The sequence below is a fragment of the Microcoleus sp. T3_D1 genome, from assembly GCF_036700405.1.
In the GTDB taxonomy this organism is placed as follows: Bacteria; Cyanobacteriota; Cyanobacteriia; order Cyanobacteriales; family Microcoleaceae; genus Microcoleus.
Genome location: NZ_JAUBOV010000043.1, coordinates 24,369 through 47,822, shown reverse-complemented (window position 1 = coordinate 47,822; position 23,454 = coordinate 24,369). Strand labels below are relative to the sequence as shown.

The 23,454-nt window shown below is 46.1% G+C and carries 23 protein-coding genes; 7 read left to right on the top strand and 16 right to left on the bottom strand.

Annotated features, from left to right (window positions below; genetic code table 11):
- Window positions 1–224 precede the first annotated feature (224 nt).
- The 6 genes from QT992_RS19740 to QT992_RS19715 all read right to left on the bottom strand — a co-directional run bounded on the left by QT992_RS19740 (window position 225) and on the right by QT992_RS19715 (window position 8,249).
- Window positions 225–473, bottom strand: coding sequence for a hypothetical protein (locus QT992_RS19740; protein WP_333180743.1), 249 nt, complete (start codon window positions 471–473; stop codon window positions 225–227).
- 89 nt (window positions 474–562) lie between these two features.
- The gene (locus QT992_RS19735) at window positions 563–877 is read right to left on the bottom strand and encodes a helix-turn-helix domain-containing protein (protein ID WP_333045410.1); all 315 of its coding nucleotides are present in this window, start codon (window positions 875–877) and stop codon (window positions 563–565) included.
- Window positions 849–1,196, bottom strand: coding sequence for a hypothetical protein (locus tag QT992_RS19730; protein ID WP_333337245.1), 348 nt, complete (start codon window positions 1,194–1,196; stop codon window positions 849–851). The genes QT992_RS19735 and QT992_RS19730 overlap by 29 nt, the downstream gene beginning before the upstream one ends.
- Window positions 1,197–1,925: 729 nt before the next feature.
- Window positions 1,926–5,450: a plasmid replication protein, CyRepA1 family gene (locus tag QT992_RS19725; protein ID WP_333377562.1), complete on the bottom strand. Its 3,525-nt coding sequence runs from the start codon at window positions 5,448–5,450 to the stop codon at window positions 1,926–1,928.
- A 530-nt stretch (window positions 5,451–5,980) separates the two neighbouring features.
- Entirely contained in the window at window positions 5,981–7,717 is a 1,737-nt protein-coding gene (locus QT992_RS19720; protein ID WP_333337241.1) for a helix-turn-helix transcriptional regulator, read from the bottom strand.
- Between the two features lie 313 nt (window positions 7,718–8,030).
- Complete coding sequence (locus tag QT992_RS19715; RefSeq protein WP_333337240.1) at window positions 8,031–8,249, bottom strand: transposase; 219 nt, start codon at window positions 8,247–8,249, stop codon at window positions 8,031–8,033.
- A 435-nt stretch (window positions 8,250–8,684) separates the two neighbouring features.
- On the opposite strand from QT992_RS19715, the gene QT992_RS19710 reads away from it, so the two are divergent.
- The gene (locus QT992_RS19710; RefSeq protein ID WP_333147489.1) at window positions 8,685–9,128 is read left to right on the top strand and encodes a hypothetical protein; all 444 of its coding nucleotides are present in this window, start codon (window positions 8,685–8,687) and stop codon (window positions 9,126–9,128) included.
- A 246-nt stretch (window positions 9,129–9,374) separates the two neighbouring features.
- Here QT992_RS19710 and QT992_RS33680 read toward each other — a convergent pair whose 3' ends face one another.
- A complete protein-coding gene (locus QT992_RS33680; protein ID WP_445252098.1) occupies window positions 9,375–9,632 on the bottom strand; it encodes a helix-turn-helix domain-containing protein in 258 nt (85 codons plus the stop codon).
- Window positions 9,605–9,823 carry a hypothetical protein gene (locus QT992_RS19705; RefSeq protein ID WP_332986362.1) on the bottom strand — a complete coding sequence of 73 codons (219 nt, stop codon included), beginning with the start codon at window positions 9,821–9,823 and terminating at the stop codon, window positions 9,605–9,607. The genes QT992_RS33680 and QT992_RS19705 overlap by 28 nt, the downstream gene beginning before the upstream one ends.
- A gap of 406 nt (window positions 9,824–10,229) precedes the next feature.
- Here QT992_RS19705 and QT992_RS19700 point away from each other — a divergent pair, with 406 nt between their 5' ends.
- Together QT992_RS19700 and QT992_RS19695 are read left to right on the top strand one after the other, a co-directional pair.
- Complete coding sequence (locus QT992_RS19700; protein ID WP_333337238.1) at window positions 10,230–10,412, top strand: hypothetical protein; 183 nt, start codon at window positions 10,230–10,232, stop codon at window positions 10,410–10,412.
- A 74-nt stretch (window positions 10,413–10,486) separates the two neighbouring features.
- Window positions 10,487–11,032: a tyrosine-type recombinase/integrase gene (locus QT992_RS19695; protein ID WP_193976340.1), complete on the top strand. Its 546-nt coding sequence runs from the start codon at window positions 10,487–10,489 to the stop codon at window positions 11,030–11,032.
- A 35-nt stretch (window positions 11,033–11,067) separates the two neighbouring features.
- On the opposite strand, the gene dnaB is transcribed toward QT992_RS19695, so the two are convergent.
- Together dnaB and QT992_RS19685 are read right to left on the bottom strand one after the other, a co-directional pair.
- Entirely contained in the window at window positions 11,068–12,420 is a 1,353-nt protein-coding gene (dnaB, locus tag QT992_RS19690; RefSeq protein WP_333337236.1) for a replicative DNA helicase, read from the bottom strand.
- 115 nt (window positions 12,421–12,535) lie between these two features.
- Window positions 12,536–14,239: a hypothetical protein gene (locus QT992_RS19685; protein ID WP_333337235.1), complete on the bottom strand. Its 1,704-nt coding sequence runs from the start codon at window positions 14,237–14,239 to the stop codon at window positions 12,536–12,538.
- Window positions 14,240–14,258: 19 nt separating this feature from the next.
- Between QT992_RS19685 and QT992_RS19680 the strand changes: the two genes are divergently transcribed.
- A complete protein-coding gene (locus QT992_RS19680; RefSeq protein ID WP_333315352.1) occupies window positions 14,259–14,435 on the top strand; it encodes a hypothetical protein in 177 nt (58 codons plus the stop codon).
- Between the two features lie 1,073 nt (window positions 14,436–15,508).
- On the opposite strand, the gene QT992_RS33675 is transcribed toward QT992_RS19680, so the two are convergent.
- From QT992_RS33675 to QT992_RS19655, 5 genes are all read right to left on the bottom strand, one after another.
- Complete coding sequence (locus QT992_RS33675; RefSeq protein WP_445305321.1) at window positions 15,509–15,682, bottom strand: helix-turn-helix domain-containing protein; 174 nt, start codon at window positions 15,680–15,682, stop codon at window positions 15,509–15,511.
- A 2,034-nt stretch (window positions 15,683–17,716) separates the two neighbouring features.
- Window positions 17,717–19,090 (bottom strand): alpha/beta hydrolase, encoded by a 1,374-nt coding sequence (locus QT992_RS19670; protein WP_333337231.1) that lies wholly within the window; start codon window positions 19,088–19,090, stop codon window positions 17,717–17,719.
- Between the two features lie 61 nt (window positions 19,091–19,151).
- On the bottom strand, window positions 19,152–19,907 hold the full coding sequence (locus QT992_RS19665; RefSeq protein WP_333337230.1) for an HIRAN domain-containing protein: 756 nt from the start codon (window positions 19,905–19,907) through the stop codon (window positions 19,152–19,154).
- Window positions 19,904–20,884 (bottom strand): hypothetical protein, encoded by a 981-nt coding sequence (locus QT992_RS19660; RefSeq protein WP_333337228.1) that lies wholly within the window; start codon window positions 20,882–20,884, stop codon window positions 19,904–19,906. Before QT992_RS19660 ends, QT992_RS19665 begins: the two co-directional genes overlap by 4 nt.
- Before the next feature lie 258 nt (window positions 20,885–21,142).
- Window positions 21,143–21,451 (bottom strand): hypothetical protein, encoded by a 309-nt coding sequence (locus QT992_RS19655; RefSeq protein ID WP_333337226.1) that lies wholly within the window; start codon window positions 21,449–21,451, stop codon window positions 21,143–21,145.
- Between the two features lie 244 nt (window positions 21,452–21,695).
- On the opposite strand from QT992_RS19655, the gene QT992_RS19650 reads away from it, so the two are divergent.
- Window positions 21,696–21,845 carry a zinc ribbon domain-containing protein gene (locus QT992_RS19650; RefSeq protein WP_333337261.1) on the top strand — a complete coding sequence of 50 codons (150 nt, stop codon included), beginning with the start codon at window positions 21,696–21,698 and terminating at the stop codon, window positions 21,843–21,845.
- Between the two features lie 200 nt (window positions 21,846–22,045).
- On the opposite strand, the gene QT992_RS19645 is transcribed toward QT992_RS19650, so the two are convergent.
- Window positions 22,046–22,480, bottom strand: coding sequence for a ParB/RepB/Spo0J family partition protein (locus QT992_RS19645; protein WP_445305319.1), 435 nt, complete (start codon window positions 22,478–22,480; stop codon window positions 22,046–22,048).
- Window positions 22,481–22,709: 229 nt separating this feature from the next.
- Between QT992_RS19645 and QT992_RS19640 the strand changes: the two genes are divergently transcribed.
- Together QT992_RS19640 and QT992_RS19635 are read left to right on the top strand one after the other, a co-directional pair.
- Window positions 22,710–22,841 carry a hypothetical protein gene (locus QT992_RS19640; RefSeq protein ID WP_333337224.1) on the top strand — a complete coding sequence of 44 codons (132 nt, stop codon included), beginning with the start codon at window positions 22,710–22,712 and terminating at the stop codon, window positions 22,839–22,841.
- The gene (locus tag QT992_RS19635) at window positions 22,829–23,164 is read left to right on the top strand and encodes a XisI protein (protein WP_333147393.1); all 336 of its coding nucleotides are present in this window, start codon (window positions 22,829–22,831) and stop codon (window positions 23,162–23,164) included. Before QT992_RS19640 ends, QT992_RS19635 begins: the two co-directional genes overlap by 13 nt.
- Window positions 23,165–23,454: the final 290 nt, after the last annotated feature.

The following is a 23,454-nucleotide window of genomic DNA, read 5'->3' as shown; positions in this document are numbered from 1 at the left end:
CGATGGCTCTGGAGCGTCAATTAAAACTCTAATAACAAGCTCTAATTAGTAGAGTTTAACAAACCCGGTTTTGAGCATCTATCACTCCAGTTAACAGCCCCCAGTAGATAAAAAATTACCCCAGCTATCAGTAGGAGCTGTAGCTGGGGTAATTCGCCCGAAAGCGGATATATTAATCTAACGCAGCTATATCGATTAATTCGATTTCACATAGAGCTGCGTCGTTATTCTTTAGGCAAAGTAGGCTTTGGTGGGATGTCAAAAACAATCACAAATGTGAATTCTTTGACAAACCGTTGCAAAACCCGAAAATGATCGTCTGCATCCCTCCTCCTGCGAAATCGCGCCACAACAATACGCTGACAATTAGGAAGCAGCTTAATGATGCACCACGGATGCAATCTCTCAAAATAAGTCATTTTAACCTCACCAGCGACAGTAACAGGTTGCGTTCTTTTTTCCTTGCTTGCCATTACGCTAGTTGAGAGAATATTCTTCAAGACAGGTCACGCTGACCTTGACAATTAATTAGGTTTGTGCTTTAAACCGCTCAAATTCTCTTCTAACGCACCTTCTTATCTTCGGAATGCGGACACAGCAAGTTCGCCAGTACGTCGGGAATCTCCTCAAAGTGTTCCAGCAGAAAATCCATTACTGCCAAATGGCGCAAATCAACAGCAGTAGGAAATCTTCGATTTTTTCCGCGTTTAAACCAACCCTGTACCGTCGAATCAGAGCGGGAACAAATGGAGGCAATTTGCTCGTAACTTACCCCCCACTTGACATAAAACTGTTTCGGCGTCATGCCCAATTGGCATTGGCTGTAAACTGCAATCAAATTGCGTTCTCTATCTGTCAAAGTAGGCGGCTTTTTCATCCTCATACCTCTCTAAATCTTCTTCCCACGCCGTGTCAAATTGACACCAAGCTGTACTCTTGGAATTAGGAGCCAGCCAAATTATGTAGCACCACATCCAGCAGCAACGGCGCGGTTCGTAGTTGTAAAATTGGCCGATAACTATTCCCCAATCGGCTTCTTCGCCAACATCAGCCCAGCGCACCCTAAAGCCGCACTCAAAGCGCGGGGGATGAATTTTGGCAAAACTTGCAGGCAACTCAATTGAAGGTGGTATATCATTCAAATGTTTTAGTGGCCGGGCCGAAATCAAATCTCGCTTTCCTTTTGAGATTGACATGAGTTTTTAACTGTGCATCGACTGCAACAGATTTGTTTTGATAGGTTTTTATGCCAATTTCTTGATAAAGAAATTGCAGCGCGATATTTCCTTAAATCAATCAATTAAAATCTCTAATATTAGATACTGCATCGATCGCGAGTGGATGCAACCACAATCGTCAGATCTTCGCGCGCTTCAAAGATATGATGGGAGGTTAGCATCGATTGCCGAGCGCGCGACGACTGACAGATATGCCGACAGAGATGAAGCGTTTGGAAAGACAATATCCTCTATCAAACAAATCTCTAATTTAACTTGCGATCGATTGAAATTTTTCAAATTTTTACCGGATACCTGTCGGAGTTATTATTTATTGGCTTGAGATATGTTTATTGGCGATCGCTCACAGCATTACTTACTTTGAACAACGCGAACTGCGCCCTCCACAGAACTCCTGCGACAGGGGTATAGCTGTCTTTCAAGGCAATATTGTCTAAGACCGCACACAATTGCCAGGGCGATCGTTCAATCCGTAAGCTCCCGTCAAGCTGACGTTTGAAGAGTATTTTTTCAGCGAGCGGGCGCCGCGAGCGTCCAATACTGTACTGAGACGCGACCGGACTTCAGATGAGTCTTTTACATGAGGGTAAGGATTGTAAATACCTTAGCAGAGTAGGCTCTGCAGAACAGATGACCCTTTTCAGGTCGCGCTGGACTAAAAACGAATCACACTTTTTGGCAGCGTTCTCACGTCGCTCCTCCATCCGCCAGCTCTAAGCGGCGATCGCAAGTGTGGACGATAGCACCCGAAAGCAACGATTGCACCATCACTCGAGCGCCTGAGACAGCTTTAACCACATATTTTTGAACCTCACCAACAAACCGCACTAGCGCGCCCACCTTCAATGAGTGTCCTGCGTTCGCAGCTTCATCAATTGGTGGCACACCCCCGGATATCTTCATATCTTTATCCGACCCTGTGCCGCCTGGAATCCCTTCCAAACAGGGAGCCGCGGCTTCTGCCAAAGAGATGGCCTTCTCATCCCGCTGCTGCCAAGCTGCAAAAATCGCCGACCTGCCGTCGTTGGGGAACTGGAACTGGTAAACTCGAATGCGCTTGGGCCTGCCCAAAGCATCTCGTTCCTCCGACCTTTCTTGGCGAACCAGCCGCAGGGTAAAGCCCAGCTTCCCCTTCAAAACATACTGAACCACCTCCATTGGGTGGGCATTAGGGTGGACGTTGATACCCAGAAAATCTTTCACGTCCGCAGAATACTGCTTGACCCTTTGAGCAAAGGCTATCACCTCCGGGTCAGTCCCTCGATACTCCCTGTCTGAGTCAAAGAACTCCATCAGCCCCAACTTCTTGAGAGCTTCCACAGAAGCTTTCAGGAAGCGCAAATCTTGCGGGCAAACCTTCCCTTGACCCCTTTCTTGATGGCCTGCCAAGTGATTTTTATCTCGTTTCTTGACAAACTCTGGGTCATGGGTCAAATAGTAATGCAGGCGAATTTGAGGCAGCCAGCCGTCGTCGTCCTTCAATTTCAGCTCGGGCGTCACCGACACACCATAAGTCTCTTGCAGTTGGTACTTGCGCTCTTGATTGAGTTCGCCCCGAGTCTTGGAGCGCTTGTCCTTCAACTCCAGATACTCAGACAGAGTAATATCAGGAGCATCAGCAACAGCATCCGCTTCTACCCTGCAGTTCTCTCGCTGAATTGACTCAGCCTCTTTCTTAGCCAGAGCAGCTCCAACATTTCGGAGATTTAATTCATTTAACCCAGCATCAACCTTCTGGGCAACCTGCTGCAATAGCTTCCAGTTTTTAACCGCGCTGGCTGCTATTTGCTGCGCTAATCCCTCTAAAAGGAGTTGTTCTAGCTGATTTTCTCGGCACAGTTTTACCTGAAACCCTTCAGCTTTTAGGCTGTACCTAATCGCCTCCCTGTAATGCCACATTCCGGCATTAATTCTAGCAGCCATTTTTGCCCAAGTTCTCAGGTGAACCGGGTCGTGGGCCGCGTCGATGTCGAAGTCAACTCCTTGCAGCAAGCGAATATTGGCTTTGATAACCTTCTGCTGGGAAGCGAGGAGAGATCGATAAGAAGCGTTGCCGTTGCCAATTTTGCCAATGCCAAAGGGCGCTGTCCAGACAAAGATTGGAACATTTTCATCCCTGACTCGAGCGAGACTTTGCAGGGCATCGTTGACGGCAATTGCTCCTTTAAAAATGCCGAATACCGCTGCAAAATAACCGCGAATGTCGATGCTAACTCCTGTGCCAATGGTGGGGCTAGCGATGATGATGTCGTAGTTTTGAATGGTGGCATTAAGATTCTCAACGCAGCCACAAGCGGGGTGGTTGGGGTCGGCTACTGACTCGCTATCAATCCTGAGAATGCGCTTGTTGGGAAATCGTTTTTGCAGTTGTGTTTCTAGGTTGCGACACGACCATTTTCCTTTGACTTTTTGGGAGTCTTCAACAACCATAATGTGGGGCCTGTTTCGATCGAGCGGGCAGCAGAGGGCGCGACTTTCAAGGTCGCAGCCGGTGACTTCTCGCGACAGAATTTGCTCCATTTGAGCGAATAGTGGTGCGGGACTTTGAGTGGCGTAGAAGATCGCGTCCCGCTCTTTTTTAGGTTTCCATTCGTTGACGGCAATCCAAGGTTCGAGAGGGATGCCAGCAAGCGCCTTCAAGTAGTCGATCGCGCAATCAGATAAATCAGCATCCTGGGCAACGATTAAGCCGCCGGTGGTTAAGACGGTGCGAATGAGTTCTTGCAGGGTTTGCAAGATGGCGACGCGGTTTTCGCGGCAGGTGCTGGAGTTCAAGGCGTGCCAGATGACTTGTTCGCACTCATCAATGAGGACGATCGCCCCAGACCAGTTTTCGGGGTTGAAACGGGCCATTGAGTGGGGGTGGAGGCTGTCTACACACAAGCCGTACCCGAATAATTTGCCTTCCGGCGAGTTCTTGGTTTCGTCGATGTAGTTGATTCCCAACCCGGCGCAGATGGCGCGGCCGAGCTGAATCCTGTGGGTGATGACTAGCACGCGGCGTTCGCCCGTGTTGAGGGCGTGGGAAACCAGGTGGGCGAGGGAGCGGGTTTTGCCGGTGCCTTTGGGGGATTTGATGCAGGCTAAGCCGGCCTCTGGATAGGGGAGTTCTCCCAGATAGCGAGAATTTAGCGTTAAAGACGCGGGATAGGTTAAAAGCCATGATTCCCTATCCTGCCAAAATTGGAAGCCTCGTGCTGCGTTTTTAAGGGCAATGAGCGCATCTTCGCCTCTGGCTACCACGAAATCGTCGATGCCTTTCTCCGGTCCTGGCAGAGTGATGACGCTGACGGAGCATTTGGCGGTGGTGAACAGGCGGCCGAGTTTGTCAATCTCGCGGTTGACGTTGAGGACGGTAGAGTGCTTGCTGTCGCGATCGAAGCCGATGCAGATTTCCCGCCCTGGGGTGGCGAAGTGTTGGAGTTCGGGGATGAGATAGGGGATGCACTTCTCCCCTAGCGCGTTCTTGGTTCTGACGCCCATTGTGACGCCGGGGAGGGCAATGGCCGGGTAGCCCATTGTGAGCAGGCAGGCGGCTTTTTTTGCGCCTTCGACGATGATGACGGGGATGTTGTTGAGCCAAACCCATTCCCAGAATTGAAGCGGGTTTGGGGGAGAGGGAGCGGGGGAGAGGGGGAGAGGGGGAGTACAGGAGAGGGGGAGATTTTCGTCCTCCATCTCCTCTCTGCCCCTAGCCCGTGCTGCCCCTAGCCCGTGTTGCCCCTCTGCCCCTCTGCCTCCCTGCTCCCCCGCTCCCCTGCTCCCCCTCCCCCCCTCTCCCAAATCCTCTAGGTCGATGGGGACGCCGTAGCGTTCTGCGACTTTTGCCCAGATGTGGTCCGGGACTTGCAGGAAGAAGGCTCTGGTGGGGGTTTTGGGGGGGTGTTCGTATTTGACGGGCTTGGTTTTACCGTTTGGGTCGAAGCTGTTGCGGGGCTGATAGGGTTTGAAGCAGCCCCAATACATGGGCTGCCAGTTGTTGAGGGGGTCAAGGCCCGAACACCACCAACCACCGTGCTCGATGTGGCTGTAGTGTTTTCTGGCCCACCGCCATTGTGCGTCGGGGTGGACTCTGCCGGAGGCGGCGTTAATTTCGTAGAGGAGGTAGGCGTAGGGGGCGTCGCCACTAAGAGTTTGCACGTTGAGGGCGAAGATGGCGGAGTCTACGCCGCTTTCTTGCCATTCAGTGAGGGCGGACTTAGACAAGACCATAACGCACCCCCATGTTGGCTGTGTTGACCTTCTGGCCTAGTAGCAATGCGAAAGGCACTCCAAGTTGCACCCGAATCTGGCTACCGCCAGAGCGCCTCATGAACGGGTCAGATGGAGTCAAGTGGACTGTGAGTCTCTGTGAGGACTGATTTTGAAGGTCAATGGCTGTGCTATCTCGATAAATCTTCACCGGGCTATTCCTTGAGTGGGGAACATCCCTTTGTCTCATGTTCTGAAAATCGCTGCTTGCACGCCGATCAAAGATAATTAATTAATAGTTAATCCGTGCGTAGTAAAGTGCTGAAATAGTTACTGTGAAAGGGTTTCAAATTTGAAAGGTAGCTAGATCCGGGTGTTTTGGTAGCTAGATCCGGGTGTTTTGGTAGCTAGATCCGGGTGTGTCCGTAGTAAAGTTGTAAGCCTTGTCTGGTAAGAGTTTGAAGGTGATTTTGAGGTCATTTTTGCCTTACTACGCAAAACTCCAGCCTTACTAAGCTTGGGGCTGGAGTTCGAGTTAAGGGGATGGGAAGCTAGATTGACAGTTCCGGTAGCACTTGAGGCAAGATTTTTCTGAGGTGGGCGGCGGTTTTGGGGCTAATTGGCTTGCCGCGTTGAAGCTGTGAGACTAGCTGCTGAGATATACCCAGCTTTTCGGCGATGACTGTCTGCTTCGTCCAACCCTTTGCTTCACAAGCCTTCTGTATCGGTTCCCACTCTAACGGGGCAGCAGATGCTGATTTTCGTTTCCGGGGCAAAGATGCTGATTTTTTAGCAGCTATCAAGGCTGGAATTTTACCGGGAGGCTTGATGGTGACGCCAGCTTCTAGCAGTAAATCAATAATTCTTTTTTTGCAATCTTTGGGTTTACCTGTTGTACTTCCGGGACGCAACCATTCTGGGTAGGTTTCAGAGTCATATATAATCTGCCAATCTAACTCAGCTAGCTGCATTAAGGCTTTATCCCAACGTTGCTTTAAATCTTGAGCTTTGTACTTAACAGACCGCGTTAATTCAATCTCATTTTTCGGCATCGCCATCTCTAGCACGGTCTTAACCGTGTATTTTCCATTTGTATGAATGGCGCTTTCTGTTGTTATATTGATGGCGATTAAGAATGCTAGCTCATCATGATACGGGTTCATTTTGAGCGTCGCTTCTGAAATCCAACCAAACTCATATAAGGCAACTGGAGGTCTGGCATTCTTGCCAGGTTTATTAAAGAAAAAGTCAGCCCATCTACCCGCCCGAATGAAGGCTACTATTTCTGTTGGTTCATCAATTTCATCTGTGAAAATGTTACGCTGCCCGTAGCGCTCCACAGCAACGTCCCAAATGAGGGAATTCATATCGCATCCTAGCTTCCCGATATTCCATTTAATGGTAGCGTCCAGCTTTCTCAGAAGCTTCAGGCATTGCTCTATCCTGAGTAACTTCTGGGAAGTGGTCATATCTTTACGCTCACCCCAACCCATTAAGTCTATGAGGTTAGTGCCGCCATTTTTCCCAGTTCCAGCTAGCTTAATTTCAGTTCTCCAAGGCACAGCCTCTTGAAAAACATAGGCAGATAGTAAACAGTGGAGTTTGGCGGTATCTTTCCCCAAACTGCCAAATTCCTCAATAATTCCCCAGGCGGCCTTGCCTGTAAAGTAAAAATATTCTTTAGTAACTGGGTCTTTATCCTTTAAGGCTAACTTAACAAAACCCGTGCTGTAATTATCTCGAAAAAACACATTTTTATGGGTATCTTCTTGCCAATCCCAAATTCGTAATAAGGACTTGCAAGCCGTTCTAGGAGGGGCTGAGGTGAGTATTTGAGTGATTGTGGTGCTGATAAATAGCTGGGGTTCGGTTGCGGGAACTGTTTTTGAAGCCAGCCCCAGCATAGCGGTTAACTCATCTAGTGTCCGATTGGATAAATCGAGTGGCTCTAGAAAAATTAAAGCTGAATCAAGTGCCACGTTTTTCCATAAATTTTCCTCGGTTCTACCTGCCTGAAGCCAGAGGGTCAGATGATTTAATATTTCCTCTGCTTTTGTCAAGTAGAAAGCATCATCAACTATCTGCTCTTTGAGAAATTTTTCGAGTTCATCAACACACTTATGACTAAAGCCTTCTAATGTTTCATCCCTTTTAGTAATTTCGGCATGAATCCCCATTGCTACATTCAAGGCCAAAGTTTCTAAAAAATTACTCTGGCGTAGCTTCTTGGCGTACTCTTGAATGCGGTCGCCATCTATCGTGGTGGTGGTGGTAGTAGATAACTCCATAGCCTAGCCTCTTCATGCTAATAATAGTTACAGGTTTGATAGACAAATATCTCACTTGCTTTCTCGAACCTTTTTGTAAGGAGTAACCCGAACTTTCCGTACTACCAGGCCCTGTATCCCCAAAGCATTTGCGTTCCAGTGGTGGCGAAAAATAATGTGTTTTTCCACTAACTTCACGATCGAAAGCTCTCCCATATACTGTCCCTATTCGCTCGTTACTACAGTTTACCATAACGCTATTATTTTAACATTTTCCAGTAAGAATTTCCTGCTCTATCGCTGTTAATTTCTGCCCGAAACTAATACTATTTTCCTAAAGTCCTGCTACAAATATGGCGTCTAAAATAAATTGCCATCCCGTCAAAGAAGCAATGAATTCATTAGTCAACTTTTTTAACTCTTTTTGCACCGCCGCTCTTAACTCTTCTATTTGTTCAAACCTCAACCATTTCAATTGTTTTTTTATATATCCCCAGAGTCTTTCTATTGGGTTGACTTCCGGACTGTAGGCAGGCTGAAACAGTAAAAGCACACTAAGACGGTATACTGAGATTTAAAGAGTTATGAAAGGGAGCATCCCGGTTTTGCAAATATGCAGAAGTATGATATTTTTGTAAAATTTTTCAACCTCCCTACTAGAACTTTGCCGAAAAATCGGTTTTAGGGTCAATGAGTTATTTTATATTCGGCGAATAATAGAATGGCTCAAGAGTTACAATAGTCAAGGAATAATTTTTAGGAATCCAACATGACACCGGACGAACAAGAACGTTTAGAAGCCTATACTGCTGAAATTGCCAAAACTTTATATAAAAACACTCCCCCCGAGGCATTAGATAGCGAAAGAAAGCATAGAAAGACACCTTAGAAAACAATGGCTTGAAATGGTGGGACCCCAAGTCGCTTTTTTTTTATCAAAGAAACAACGGGAACAGAAAAAGGACGTCCCCGCACCGTAAAAAGCTGTGTGGGTGAGTTAACAATAACTGAAAAACAAGCGGAACAATTAAACCTCAAAAAATCGACTCAATTAGCTCCATTTTTTGAAAAATGCTGCCTGCGACAAGTAGCCAACTTATCATATTCCAAGGCGTCCCAAGAAATTGAAGTACAGACGGGAGTTAAGATAGGTCATACCACTTTACATAGATTGGTAGAAAACCAACAATTGGTTGAACCAAGAGCCGAATTTCCCATTAAAGAAACCAGCGTAGACGGAGGGAAAGTTCGGATTAGAGGACCAAAAGGGGAGGGGTGTCACTGGCTTGATTATAAAGCTGTTCGGCTTCATGACAGCTTTTATGCTGGATATTTTCAAGAAAATGAAGTCTTGATTGATTATGTCAATCGTCAGCCGTTAAATTCCCTAGTCCAGATGAGTAAACTCGTAAAAAAATCCTTCTCCTGTTAGCGGCTCTACTGCTCCGTACAGCCACATATAAATAAAATCCCATTGTACTTTTCCTTGCGGTTTGATTCCGCGATGAGTTAACTTTCTTCTCTGAATTGTATGTAACCCCATCCGACTTTCATCTTCACTCCAATATCGCACTTTTTTCCACGGCTTTAAAAAGCTCTCACTCTGACGAGCGACTGCTTTTGATTAGAGATGACAGTTTTTTTAAAATTCTTCTACTACTCGCAACTTTTCTGTTTTTCACTCACGGGACGCGGGACTTTTAATTTCCCTTTTAGCCGATATCTTGTCCACGCTCTGTACTGTCCGATATGCCACTTTTACTTCACAGCAGCTTGTCAACCATTGATGTACTTCTTTGTAGCTACTGAATCCTTCTGGGTCTTGCAATTCCTTTGATAACTTCTCTATAGTTTCAGGATTCATTATTTTTGGTCTTCCCGAACGAGGTTTCTGGAATAATAATTTTTCTATTCCTCCTTTTCTATAACTAGACAACCATTTTTGTACCGTGGTACGATGTTTCCCGTGCGCCGCACAGCAGCAGACAATACGGTTTCTACCGTTTGGGTTTTGAGCCAATACAGAAGAAGCAGTTTTTCGTGGCGGTGAGCGTCTTTCTCTCTCCCCAGAAGAGCTTTCAGTTCTTCTTCTGTTTCCCGGATATCAATTTTAACCACTCCTGACATTTTTCCGACTTCTGTTTGGGTACTAACTTACAAAAATGACCTCTACTAATTGTAGCACTACTTTAGAAAATTGGTATAACACTGGTCGATTAGCCTTTAGGGATTGAGCCTTAGCCTTGTATTTATTGAACAAAAGGTGCGCGTTCGGCGTTAAGAGTGGCGATCGAAAAGTTTCGCTCACCAACCAATTAACCAGCCCGCTCGTTTACCCTCTGAAACTTATAACAATGCTTTTGCTCGCCGACTGCAATGGCATTTTTTTTGCATGAGTGAGGGAAGCTCTTTTCCAAAAGATTCATAACTTTTTATTAATGAGGAACGAAAATAGCAAAAAAACTTGCAAGTTGAATCAAAAAATAGTATAATTAAATTGTTACGAGCGCAAGTTATATTTAATCGTGCTGTTATGGTGGCCCTTGAACCTGTTACCTTCAGAGACATCATCGACGCGATCGCCACCTTACCGATTATCAACTTTTCCGAGAATTCGAGTCAGTTGAATAGCAATAAGCGGGAAATGAGTTGCAATAAGCGCCTCCGATTGCCCAGAAAGCGATTGAGCCGGATTTGGTTGGGCATCAAAGAATAGAAGCCAGTTAGCCTACTTGACGTAATATCCCTTTCGTCCAATAATGAAGGAATTTACGCTAAGAGGGCTGCGCCGTGAAGGTTCTTGGGAATGGGCGCGCTAAGATTTTGACGCCCGCAGAAATTGACCGACTGTTTGACCGGGGTTTTATTACAGCAAGGGACAGGCTTTTGTTTGCTGTAACTTTTTACTGCGCTTGCCGGATTTCAGAGGCGTTAGCTTTAACAACTCACGACATTGTTGGGGGGTCAGTCACGTTGCGGAAAGCGACGACAAAGGGGAAATCAGCAACGCGAACGCTGCCGCTCCATCCTATGCTGGCTAAGTATTTAAAGGCTTACAATCCAGATGTGGGTTTTTTGTTTCCGGGGCGAGACAATACGAAGCCTTTGACTCGCGCCGCATCGGATGTGATTTTTAAAGAAGCTTGCAAGCGGGTAAGAATTAAGGGGGCTTCAACACATTCGATGCGGCGGACGGCGCTGACTAATTTGAGCAATGCGGGGGTGCCGCTGCGGGTGATTATGGAGATTTCGGGACACAAAAATTTGTCGAGTCTCCAGCGCTATTTGGAGGTACAGCCGGAACAGCTTGTCAAGGCGATTGGGCTCTTGAAGTAAGGCGACAGAGCTCAATATTTTCCTGTCCTTTACTATTACGGCAGTTTATAGATATTCCGAAACCGACAGCATTCAGCATCAAACAGCAACTTAACCGTTCCCGTTCCGCTATTGCGCCCTTTCAATCCAATAATTTCAGCCATTCCCCGATCGGGAGAATCAGGATTGTAATAATCGTCCCTGTAAACTCCAAGCACAACATCCGCATCCTGTTCAATTCCACCAGAGCCACGCAAATCCGATAAACTTGGACGCTTGTTCGTGCGAGTCTCTACCCCCCGATTGAGCTGAGAAAGCAGCACAACCGGCGCGTCAACCTCGCGAGCCAAAATCTTCATCTGCCGCGTAATTTCGCTAATTTTATTGACAACATTTTCATCCGCCGAATTCACCATCAATTGCAAGTAATCAACAATTACCAAACCCAAGGGGCCGCGCTCACAAACAAACTCCCTAACTCTGGAACGAATCTCCAAGGGAGACGGTTCCAAACTTTCGTCTATCCAAAAATCAGCATCGCTAACTTTCCCTAAAGCCGAAGCTAGGACTTCGTACTTACCAGCTAGGTTAACTTTCCTGATATCTTTCACCGACACCCCACTCTCAAGTGCCATTAGTCGCGCTGCCAAGTCCCGACCTGGCATTTCCATCGAAAACATCAAAACTCGACCGTTCGTGGGAAGGCAAGCAATGTTGTAGCCAAGGGCACAAGCCAAAGCTGTTTTGCCGCTGCCGGGACGACCTCCTATAACAATCAATTCACCTCGGTAAAATCCGCCTCCCAATAGGTCGTCGAGGTCGTAAAACCCTGTGCTGATTCCAGGAAAGTAGTTAGCAGTCTCCAAGCGCTCTTCCTCAATTTCATCTAGATATCGCCAAAGCTCCCCGCAGTATTCCGAGAGAGGCCGAATAGCTTTTTGCCGCTCTTCTTTGTACTTATTGAGGACAAAAATCTTTTGCTCGGCTTCATTTAGTATGGCATCCAATTCGGTGGAAGTCTCGTAGCCAAGCTGCACGATGTCATTGCCAACTTTGATGAGTTCGCGCCGGACAAACTTGTCCACGACTAGCAAAGCATATTGGTCGATGTTGACGGCTGAAACAGTTCGGTCTACCAGCATTACCAGTTTGGTTTGACCCCCTACTACTTCCAGCAGGTTGTGGTCGTCGAGGAAGGTGGTGATGTTCATCAAATCTGTGGGCTGCTCCTTAGAGTGCAACGCTAAAGCGGCCCGATAAATGTGTTGGTGGACTGTAATTGCTAACGCTTCGGGACGCAGAATATTTGCGACTCGGTTAATCGCGATTGGGTCGATCAGAATTCCGCCTAAAATTGCTTCCTCTGCATCAATATTGATCGGCATTTTGTCAACAAAACTGACTGTCATGTCTGGTCTTCTCCTTTGATATTGTTGTTAATTGAACTGTTTTAAAACTTGTCTAAGGATGGGAAGTTGTCTACATGGGTTAAATAATCACTGTTTTCATAGCTAAGCTAAATAGCTAAGTAGTAGATAATTTGTTGAAAATTTGTTTTACGTGCTGAGGAAATCGCTGCATCCACTGCAAGTAAATTTGCTGCTGAATACCTAGCGCTGCGAAAGCTTCTTTGCCTAGTTGCTGGAACTGTTCGCATAACGTTCGGTGAGTTTCTAATGGCATATACTGAGGGTCAATATAATCCTCATTTATTCTTGTTTTCTGTGCAGAAGGAGAATTTTTTGGAGTTGGAGAAGAGCCGGTTGAAGCTGGAGACGAAACAACATTTGTTGGGTTCGAGTTTTGAAAACCGTTAGTTTTCTCCCACCAGCGACCGCGCAAACAATCAACGACCCACCCTGAAGGGTTGGATATTTGCTTTGTTTGGCTTCGGACTTGCAGCAAGTTTATGGCGGCTTGGATTTCGTTTAAGCTGTGCTGGAGGACACAAATTTTTAATTCAGAATTCATGCCTCCTGTGGCTCGCGTAACGGCTTCGACAATTTCAGTTGCATCGGGATTGGCAATTGCAACCGCTTCGATAATTTCAGTTGTCTCGGAATTGGCAATTGCAACCGCTTCGACAATTTCAGTTGCATCGGAATTGGCAATTGGAACAGCTTCGACAATTTCATTCGCATCGGGGTTGGCAATTACAACCGCTTCGATAATCTCAGTTGCATCAGGATTAGTAATTGGAACGGCTTTGACAATCTCAGTTGTCTCGGAATTGGCAATTGGAACAGCTTTGAGAATCTCAGTCGCATCAGGATTAGTAATTGGAACGGCTTTGACAGTTTCAGTCGCATCGGGGTTGGCAATTGCAACCGCTTCGACAATTTCAGGAACTTGGGGAGTAACGGGCGAAGATATTTCAGGACTTAACGGAACAGCTTTATTGGTAGGTATTGGTGATTTGGCGGCAGAGATTGTTGGATTGTCGAGGCTGTTGAGTTCTGTCAGCAGTTTTTGCGGGGGTTTAGAGGTCAAACCTCTTTGTTCTGGAGTGCAAGGCATTGCCACATCGACTGCCTGACTGTTATCTGAATTAATAGTCAGACATTCAGCGGTTGGGGCGGAACATTTATTTTCACTAGGGGTTTTTAGTTCTTGTTCTGAATTTTTATTTAATTCAGTGCTTTTAGATTTGATCCCAGTTACAAGCTGTGGTTTTTTATCTGGTGATGTTAAATTTTCTTCCTCTTTAGAAAAATTTAAAAAAACAGCAGCAACATTTTCAGTGCTTTGCTGTCCTTTTTTATCCTCTGTAAAGAGTACGGCACCATCAGGGTTTGAACCCCCTGTTTGCTCAATTTTTGGCTGGTTCAGTCGATTTTTTGACTGCTTGCTCAGTTTTTGGAATTTTGAATTGGTGTGAGTGAAGGGGCGAACGTCGCCCAGGTGCTGCACTGCTATGCGGAAAATGCCACGCCCGTAGTTTTTGAGGATTTTAACCAAGCCGAGTTTTTCGAGCTGTCTGAGGGCTGCCCGCCTGGTGTTGGGGCTGTAGGGCTTGCCGTTTCGGACTCTTGTGGCTCGTTTTTCGCCCAAGGGGATGCAATTGATGTCGATTTCCTCTGGTTTGCCGCCGATGCAGGTTCTGTACAGGTAGAGGGCGAGTTTGACGGCGCTGGGGGTAGCTCCTTCTAGTATGTCGGCTAGGGCTTCGTAAATTGCGGCGTGTCGGGCGAATGGCGGTTTGTGCCAGGTAGTTGTATCTGCAACCATTTTTTGTTCCGGGGTAAAAATGAGCGTAAATGTCCCTTCAGGCGACTGTGACAGCCTCTTTCGTGCAAAAGAGGCTGTTGTTAATTGGGCACGGGGTATTGAGCGATCGCCTGTGGAAGGTGGGATGCACTCCGCAGTGTCGCTCTACACGACGAGCAGCGTTCAGGCAGGTCGCGAAGGTATCCGCAGCGGTTGAGGTCTTTTTGAACAAAGTGGACAGTTTTAGCGCACCCCCGCGAGGTAGCGCTATTCAACCAATTAAGTTACAAAGACTGTCTGCAGGGTCTGCATTTGTTGCAGGGTCAGCGCGCGACCATCTTTCCAATACTGCCAGACCCACCGTAATGGGATTTAGTACCATATCAGTTTTATCAAACTGATCAAGGGGCGAATCAAGGGCTGAAACCTTTGTACAGTAAGGGTTTGAAAAATAGCTGGTCAGGCGATGGGGCGTTTTAGTCAGGCGATGGGGCGTTTTGGTCGGGCGATGGGGTGTTTTTGTACTAAAGCTCAAACCTTTACACAGTAAGTATTTAAAGGCTATTTTTCCGACAAATTTTTTTAGTACAGCTTGTACTAAACTTTGTACTGAACTCTGTACTTAAAAAACCAGTCTCCGGAAGGCTGGCCGTAATGAAACTAGAATTTACGCAAAACTTCTAACCCACATTCCGCACCCTCTACTGTCACAATCGGTTTTTACTGAGATATTGCACCAATGTCATTAAGCCTATAAAAGCTAGGTTTTTGGCGATCGCATCAACGGAAAATCAAGGGTTAGGGTCGGTTCTTGAGAATGGTGCTCTTCGGTGAGTTTTTACGGAATTTGGGAAACAAAATTAGTCACTTTGTTAAACTCAGTAAGCCAACTGAATTTTTTATCGACTTGTTTGATATCTGTACGAGCAGCATCCATCTAGATACCAGTTCTATTCACGTTGATGGACAGTACCTACCCTCAGTTAATTCTAGTTAAGGGTGATGCGAGCTCCTCACCGAATAGCTTTGAAGACCCAAAACCGCAGACCGATTCAGAAACAGACCCCAAACAGATAACCATTACTCATAGACTACCGAGTTGAGATCCGGTGGAGCCTTGGCAACTGCTACGAATCCAAGAGAGTTGGCCATCAGTGACCCAACTCTCTTGGATTCGCGCGAGTGCGATCGTTATTAGTTGATTTTTAAGTCTGATTACTCATAAAAGATACCGCTCAATTCGATAGGTCAACCTGCGGAATGTGGGTTTCATGGGAGAAAGAACTGAGGTTAGTTTTGAATATCCAATACTTCTCGTAGCTTAGTGTCCAGTTGCGGACTCATAGGGCGCTCGCCACGTTCTAGCTTAGTTACCAAAGATTGTGAAACTCCCAACCACCCAGCCAGTTTCACTTGGCTCCATCCCTTTGCTTTGCGGGCTTCGCGCACTTGAGCAGCAGTCATTAAGGCTGGTTTGGGGGCAGCAGGTTTGAGTTGCTTGGGCGATAGCTTCGCTTTGGTTGCTAACAGGGCAGGAATAGGCTCTGGTGGCATAATCGTCAGTTTTGCTCTCCACAGTCGGTCAATGATTTTCTCTTTTTTCCAGCCAGAGGGTTTCTCAGCAAGACTTACAGGTCTCAACCAGTCTGGGTAGGTGCTATCCTCAAAAATGACCCGCCAGCCAATACTCGTCAATAGCTTCAGAGCGTTATCCCATCGTTGCTTCAAGTCGTAGGCTTCCCGCTTCAATTGGCGAGCGGCATTAATTCGGGCTTCTAGCTCCACAGCTTCTAACAAGCTCCCCACTTTGTGTTCGTACTGGTTTTTATCCCGCATCTTGATGCGGCTAGCCATTGTTAGGTGAATGGCCAGCTTCAGTGCCAGTTCATCATGGTAGGGGTTGATTTTCAAAATTTCTGCGGCTAGCCAACCAAATTGATGGAGGGCTATCCCTGCTTTGGCTCCCATCTTATTGAGCCATTTCTCAGCCCAAGGCCCGGGTCGGACGGCGATATAAACTTCTACAGGGTCGTCAACTTTTCCAGTGAATATATTCATCTGTCCTCTAAAATCGACCTCAATCACCCAAAGGGGAGAAATGCTAACGCTAGCGTCAACTTTATTGCCTTTTGGCTTGCCTTCAACCCAGGTACACTGCATCAACATTTTTCCCAGATGAAAGGCAATACTCGCAATTTGAGATAGCTTGTCAGCAACCGTTAACCGATGTTTCTTGTCCCAGCCTATTTGCTGAATGATATCAGTTCCCTTCAGAGTGAAATAGGACTGAAAAAGGTTGGACTGGTTAAAAACGTGAGCGGCAAAAACTAACTGGATTTTTGCCGCTTCAATTCCCATCAAATCGATGACTTGGAGGGCTGCTTCTAATGCCAAGATATCATTATTTTCCCCGACTAGGAAAACTTCCACCCGATTTTTGGGGTTAGTCTGACAACTTGTTTCAAAAACACCCTGGTTATTGGAATCTTTTTTCCATTTATCGATGCGGTAGTTAGACTCTACACTAGCCCTGAAGGGGACTGGTGTGGGCAGGCCTGTAATTTCTGCAAGTTGGGATTCTGCGAGTATGTCTGGTTTTGACCAGACTCCGAATATACTTTCTATGGTTGACAAGTTAAGGTTAAGGAAGTCTATCTTCTGCAATAACTCAGTAGCTGTCTTGACGGCGCATAAGTTAGTAATATAATCTTTATTAACAAAAACAGTGTTGAAGTCGTTGTTACTGAAATCTGTTTCACTTTTACTGCAATACAATTTATTTGATGGCGGAGTTTTTTTATTTATAACTAGGGACGAATTGGGGTTGAGGTGTTGATCTAGACATAGATCGGGTTGAATTTCATGATTTAATAAGTTCTGCAATTCCTCCTCATTATTAGCAAGTTCGCGAGCTTGTTGCAGCCATTGATATTTCGCTTGCCAAAATTCATCAGGGATTTTTAAAGACCGTTCTAAAAAACTTAGACCGTCCGACTTGCGAAGAAACGCAAAAAAAGCTTGACATTTGCGAGGAGATGTGACCTGTCCAGTTTCAGTTGTGACGGCGTTTGGGTCGAGTTGTGTAATTCTTTGTAAAATATATTCTTCTATCAAACGAATGACTGTTATTTTGAAGGTTTCTTGAGTGTCAGCGTTTAACATAATAAGTAGGTAGTGGTTTTTGGCAAGGTGAGTCGTGAGTTTGTGTATAGAATCTTTCCTGATGTTCGCAACTCTCGCGTGTATTTTTGCTAGTTTAGATATTTATCAGTTAATAGAACCGCTTTGAGATCTTGAGGGCGATCGCTCGCAAGCAAGCAGTCGAGCGCCCCCAAAAGCTCTTTTTTGAGGTCGTTTTATCATTTGTGGTCGTCGTCAGAAATTGTCACCACAGTATAACTAATAATTTTTCGAGGCGGGTAACTTCATAATTGCGATCGTTATTTTCACTCTCCCAACTGAAATTATGACTTTTTTGCATATTTTATGAGCCGGAAGTCAAGGCTTGTTGCCTTGATAGCCGGAAGCTGACAATCCTGTTGAGGGAAAAATAACGATCGCGCAGATTCTCCTGCGATCGCAGAAAGTGAGTTTCTTTCTCCCCATCATAAAGGGGGTAGCTGACCCGGATGTGGTATAATCAGAAGACTTCAGTGCCCAAGCCAAAAAGCGTTCTGTGTAATACAAAGCCAGTTGATTGCTCACACCATTAAAAACCACATCAAAGGCGTGTTCAGCCCAAGGAATTTCGAGCATTACCGCACGATTGCCAGTCGCTCGTAATTGTTCGTAGAGAGAGCGTCCAAACTTGGCTTCAACTATATGGTCGCGACCTGCATAAACCAGCAGAGAAGGAGGAAGGTTGGGTTTAACATAATTGATGGGAGAAGCTTGACGGTAAAGCTCTCCTAATTGGTCGGGGGTTCCTCCCAGAAAGTCACGCAGAATGGCTCGGACGTTTAGGGGGTCGGGAAAAGGTGGATCGTAATATCCCCGAAGCAGGTTATTTGGCCCGTAGTAATTCACTACTGCCCGAACTGGAACTGTAGTTGAACGATAAGCATAAAGTGATGCTAAATGGGCACCGGCTGACCTTCCCATCAGAGCAATTCTGTCAATATCAATTTCCCACTCATCGGCATGGGTTTTGATATACGACAGAGCGGCTTCTACGTCCTCCAACTGAGCTGGAAACCGATACTGGGGAGCGTGGCGGTAATCAATTGCTACTACACAATAGCCCCTCGCTGCCATGTAGCGGCTAAATTCCTCATTGCTATTTGGACTGCCTCTTTGCCAAGCTCCTCCGTAGAGGATGACGATCGCCGGATATCTACCAATTTGCATCGGCCGGTAAACGTTTAGTTGCAGTTTCACTCCATCCGGGTTGGCAAATACAACGCCTTCATTCGTGCGAACTTCCCGCAGGGGAATTCCCCGGAAGGCATCTGCTAGGATAAACGGTTGTTGTCGTCGCCCGGCCTGTTCAACTTGAGGAACCGCTGCTAAATAGTTTGTCCCTAAAACTGCTTGGACTTCGGCCGCGATCCGTGCATGGGCTGCTGGGAACTGTACCAGGGGGATTAGGCTGAGGATCAGGGCAAGCAGGCTACAGACTAGGGATGTGTTGTAGAGCCAGCCTTGTTGTCGTCTGAAGATGGTTAGCAAAAGGGCGATCGCATTAATACCCACAAGCCAAGGGCTAATTTCTGGCGCTCCCACTGCCAAAGGAAACAGGGACAGTGTGGGCGCTGGTACGATGACCCAGAGGCTGAGAAATAATCCAACTGCACTCAAAAACGAAGGGATGAACAGCGAGACTAGAAACGATACCAATGAGACTAGCTTTTTGCCGTTATTTTTAGGTCGCACAGATTTTTTCCCCAAGCCGGATTTTTAATTATTACGCCGTAAGTCCCCACTAGAGTACACTTTAAACCCAAGAGCTGCTGAGGGGCTGATATTCATAACTTGAAAAGGGGCGAAAGTCATTATAGCATTGAGCAGTTATATTACACAGCAGGCGAAACTGGAGTGGTGTCGGCGGTAGATTGACTTGCTCTACGCGCACCTCTACCAAACTGGGATTCCTCAATAGAACTTCAAAAATCTCACTATTCAAATATCGCGGACAATACCCGACAATATGGTGGTCTTCTGTATTTAAAGTCAAGGCTTTAGAATCATAATGATTTTGAAATTCGTGAGCTAACCACAAATTTTCTCCTGTCTCTAAGCGGTTAATTCGCTCAATTGCACAGGGTGGCAAATACCGCAGTCCCTGCAAGAAAAAGTGAAGGCGATACCGCCCTTCTGAATCTGGTTCAGGAATGAGAAAAACAGTTAGAGTATCTGTTTCTCGCCGCCCACCGCTGCGGGCTAGCATGGCAATTGGATCGCTTTCATCTTGAGTCAGATTTAGCCAGTGAATAAAACTTGGGTAATCGGGGCGATTTTTCGGCATCAGCCGATTAACGAATACGGAAAATAAGTAGGTTGATGTATATACTTCACCGAAGCGCGGAAACGAGGGCAAGGGTTCAAAACCGCACTTCTGTTGAGCTTCTAAAACGCCTTGCGTGTAGGTAAATTGGTAGTTGGTTCCGTCAAATGTTAGCCTGCCAATGGGAAACCAGGAGCGGCTATTTGGGTCTTGCCAAGCCAAAAAAAGCGTTGAGTGTGTTTTCACGGTAGCGTTTTCCTCAAGTTAAGCAGTCTGTGTTGATTGAATTCAAGAATTTTTTGGGCAAACTCGGCTGCAATCGGTGAGATACGAGTGTTAGGAATTCGATTAAAAATATCTAGTAGATTCACCTTTGAGATACTTTCAAGTCGCTCAATCCATATATGCGCTGCATTAGGATAACAACGTGCAGCGCAGTCAAATACATCAACAGTTTTGAGGGGCTTTTTGTCATCAACGTTACCATAAAACGCTGAGAAACATTTGTTAGCATAAGCCTCAACTGAGCGTTTTTGCCTTTGTTCATCTGAGAGGTCGCGCCCCAGACTGGAAGCATGATCGTAACTGGGTGCTAGGTGTGCTGTTTTGGATGTAGGGGACGCTAGATTTACTGTTTCAGATGCAGTGGGTGCTAGATTTACTGTTTCGGATGTAGTAGGCACTGCCTTATTTCGGACGACACCCCAGTTTTCGTGGTGGCGATCGCCATTGCCTATCCACGCATCTAACAGGAGATAGCCGACAAACACTTCTACAGCTTTTTGGATGCCACTGGGTACTGTGCAACCAATAGGTAAATTCACAGATTCATCAGAGATAATTCTCAGCACTAGATCAATTGTATGTTGTGACAGGTTGTAGGTTGCAAAGGTGGGGTAATTTGGTACGATGGGAGTAAGAAGTTCGTTACCGTGAACGAGGGTGCCACCGTTAGGCAAAAAGTAAGAAGAGACTACACCGAGATTCCCCTCACTCGTGGCGGCCAGTTCATAATTAGCATGAGGAATTCCCAGTAATTCGCACAATTCGGAGGCCACTTTTTCTGCCCAATCTTCGCCTAAATCAAGTCTTGCTTGTTTGTACAGGCAGCGGCCGAGTTTTGGGTGTTCAAACCAAAACTTATACTTGCTCCCCATTGCTTCCTGATTAGAAAGTTCGTAAGCTTGAGGGGTGACAATAATGATGGGGAATTCATCGGACATAAATTGGAGAACCTATTTCTTTCGCCGTACTCGCAGTTGACAAATATAGCAACCGCTTTCGTCGGTTAGAACACAAAGTCCGGTAGGGGTCATTCATGAACCCTACCTTGTGCTAAGTAGTATGACGACTGCTATAGAACTCATTTGACATATTGTAGCGATCTGGATCGGTCGATCGGATTAAGGCTGGTGCTATGAAGCAGAAACCTAAGTCGTGAGTCTTAGGAATCACCGTGGGGTTGATTCCCGGTGAGGATGTCAATTTTCCAATCCCTCACCTACCAATGCTTCCAGTTCAGCTAACAGCTTCTCTAGTTTCTTTTGCTTTTTGGGGTCATCCCAAACCTTAGACTTTTTCACTCTGCCATAAGCTGCATCTACGCGACTTTTAAGCGAGCGATCCGGTGTAGTCGCCTCCCCTGTACTTTTGGCTTTTAAATCGGCAATGCGCTGTTTGATTTGGGTATAAGAGAGGTCGAGAGCGATCGCCTCCTCTAGTAATTGCGAGCGATCGTCGAGATCCTTAACTCGGGCGATCGCTCTGGCTTTGGTATTGGGAAACTTCACTCAGTTTATAGACACTTATCCTCATCTATACTCATTTATCCTTAATAGGCCAACCCCCGATCGGCTCTTCGATCGCGTCAGTTTTTGTCCTTTCTGTCAGAGCGCTGCGGGCGCTCTAACATTTCCATCTCTATGTCTGGTACTCTTACCGTCAAAACCTTATCCGATATTCTTGCCGTTAGTCCCAACATCTGCCATAGTTTTATTAGTACAACAGTAAGACAGATGAGGCTAGTAGAGAAACATATTTCAGAACTTTGTCAGTATTCCTCACGCTCGATTTATTGAGATGCTGAAGTACAAAGCTTCCTTAGCAGGAATTAAAGTAGTAATTACTGAAGAAAGCTACACCAGCAAATGTTCTTTCCTCGATTTCGAGCCGCTCGGCAAGTAACAGAGCTACAAAGGAAGAAGAATAAAGCGAGGATTGTTCAGAGCGAGTGATGGGCAATTAATCAACGCCGATATGAATGGTAGTCTAAACATAATTAGAAAAGCATTCGGGAATGAGGCATTTGCTTCGGACTCGATACAGGACTTAGTAGTAAGTCCAGTAAGGGTAACGCCTTACAAACAAGTAGTTTAGGCAGATGACTATATTTGTCTATTCAACTTGGAACTATACTCAATCCGTCCTTTCCGCAGCGCTCCAATCACATCATCTGGCAGGTTCAGCAACGGGAGGCGATTGGTTCGGAAACTCTCTGGAGTGTACTTCCCGACGAGTGCAAATATATCGCTTACTATTTTCCACTCCGAGCTGTGGATAACGTTATCCACACCGGCGCGTTCCGGGTGCGCGGCCGCTCCGAGCAAAGCAATAACTGACGAAGAGGTAGAGTTCAATTTCATTGCCAGCAATTGCAAAATCTCCTCGGTTTCCTCAATCGCATTCAAATCTTCCCGCTGCAAGTTCTCCAGCAGTGCAATTTGCAGGGCCTCTGCGTCTGTCAGTTCCCGAATCACAACAGGAATCTCAGTCAAGCCTAACGACGACGCGGCTCGATAGCGCCGTTCTCCCGCTACCAATTCGTACTTGTTGCCATCTATGGGGCGTACCAGGAGCGGTTGCAGAAACCCGGACGAACACCACCCGGATATAATAAAACTGCGCCAACTGCATCAAGAATGCGATCGAGCCGTATCATAAAACATTAAACGCCTACGGTTGGACAGACATCCCCACCGACTGTGAATTCATCCTCGACTACGAAGAAGAAGAAAGCGAAGGAATTAGCAAACGCCAGAAGAAAAAACCTTGGCGTTTCCCACTCTGGCCTATAACGGCATTTTCAGCGAACCTATTGGCGAACTCGCCATTACAGAAATACCCTTAAATTTGGTAGTAATCGATTTAGAAAAAATAGAGGTTCAACAATGGATAACTTAACGGATAATCCAACCACATACCGAGAAATTGTCAAACAGGTAATCGGGAAATATGCCCAATTAAAGCCTTCTCACGGAGAGATCCGACTTGATCCCGTGTTTGACGAAACTCACGATCGCTACGCCTTGATGCAAGTTGGTTGGGATCGGGGGCGGCGAATCAGAGGAAACCTCATTTATATCACGTTGGAAGCTGGTAAAATCTACATTGAATATGACGGTATGGAATGCGGCATTACCCAAGATTTAATTGAGGAAGGCATTCCTCAAAACGATATCATCTTAGCTTTTCTGTCACCCGATCAAGTCCTTGTTGCCGCATAAAACAATGCCGATCGATTCCTGGTACAGTAAATCCACAATCTATGGGGATAGCTCTAATTTTATTTTCTAACTTAGAAAAAGCTTATAAAAATATCAAAAAAGAAGGATAAAAACTGTCGTTGGAAGACCCTGGATACCTGCGAACAGTTAATCTTGTCACTACTTATGAATAATTGATGAAGCCGAATTCGTATAACACCAGCACTCAAGTGCTGACAGTCAAACCTTATACAGTGATTACTACAGGTCAGCGTTTTATTGGCAAAAAAACAAAGATTCAATTAGGAAAC

Coding starts and splice junctions, on each gene's coding strand:
- QT992_RS19740 (WP_333180743.1), bottom strand. CDS start 473: ATGGCAAGCAAGGAAAAAAGAACGCAACCTGTTACTGTCGCTGGTGAG.
- QT992_RS19680 (WP_333315352.1), top strand. CDS start 14,259: ATGAGCGTAAATGTCCCTTCAGGCGACTGTGACAGCCTCTTTCGTGCA.
- dnaB (WP_333337236.1), bottom strand. CDS start 12,420: ATGACAGTCAGTTTTGTTGACAAAATGCCGATCAATATTGATGCAGAG.
- QT992_RS19635 (WP_333147393.1), top strand. CDS start 22,829: ATGGATAACTTAACGGATAATCCAACCACATACCGAGAAATTGTCAAA.
- QT992_RS19685 (WP_333337235.1), bottom strand. CDS start 14,239: ATGGTTGCAGATACAACTACCTGGCACAAACCGCCATTCGCCCGACAC.
- QT992_RS19720 (WP_333337241.1), bottom strand. CDS start 7,717: ATGGAGTTATCTACTACCACCACCACCACGATAGATGGCGACCGCATT.
- QT992_RS33675 (WP_445305321.1), bottom strand. CDS start 15,682: ATGACTGCTGCTCAAGTGCGCGAAGCCCGCAAAGCAAAGGGATGGAGC.
- QT992_RS19705 (WP_332986362.1), bottom strand. CDS start 9,823: ATGTCAGGAGTGGTTAAAATTGATATCCGGGAAACAGAAGAAGAACTG.
- QT992_RS19730 (WP_333337245.1), bottom strand. CDS start 1,196: ATGTCAATCTCAAAAGGAAAGCGAGATTTGATTTCGGCCCGGCCACTA.
- QT992_RS19725 (WP_333377562.1), bottom strand. CDS start 5,450: ATGGTCTTGTCTAAGTCCGCCCTCACTGAATGGCAAGAAAGCGGCGTA.
- QT992_RS19660 (WP_333337228.1), bottom strand. CDS start 20,884: ATGTCCGATGAATTCCCCATCATTATTGTCACCCCTCAAGCTTACGAA.
- QT992_RS19700 (WP_333337238.1), top strand. CDS start 10,230: ATGGTGGCCCTTGAACCTGTTACCTTCAGAGACATCATCGACGCGATC.
- QT992_RS19735 (WP_333045410.1), bottom strand. CDS start 877: ATGAAAAAGCCGCCTACTTTGACAGATAGAGAACGCAATTTGATTGCA.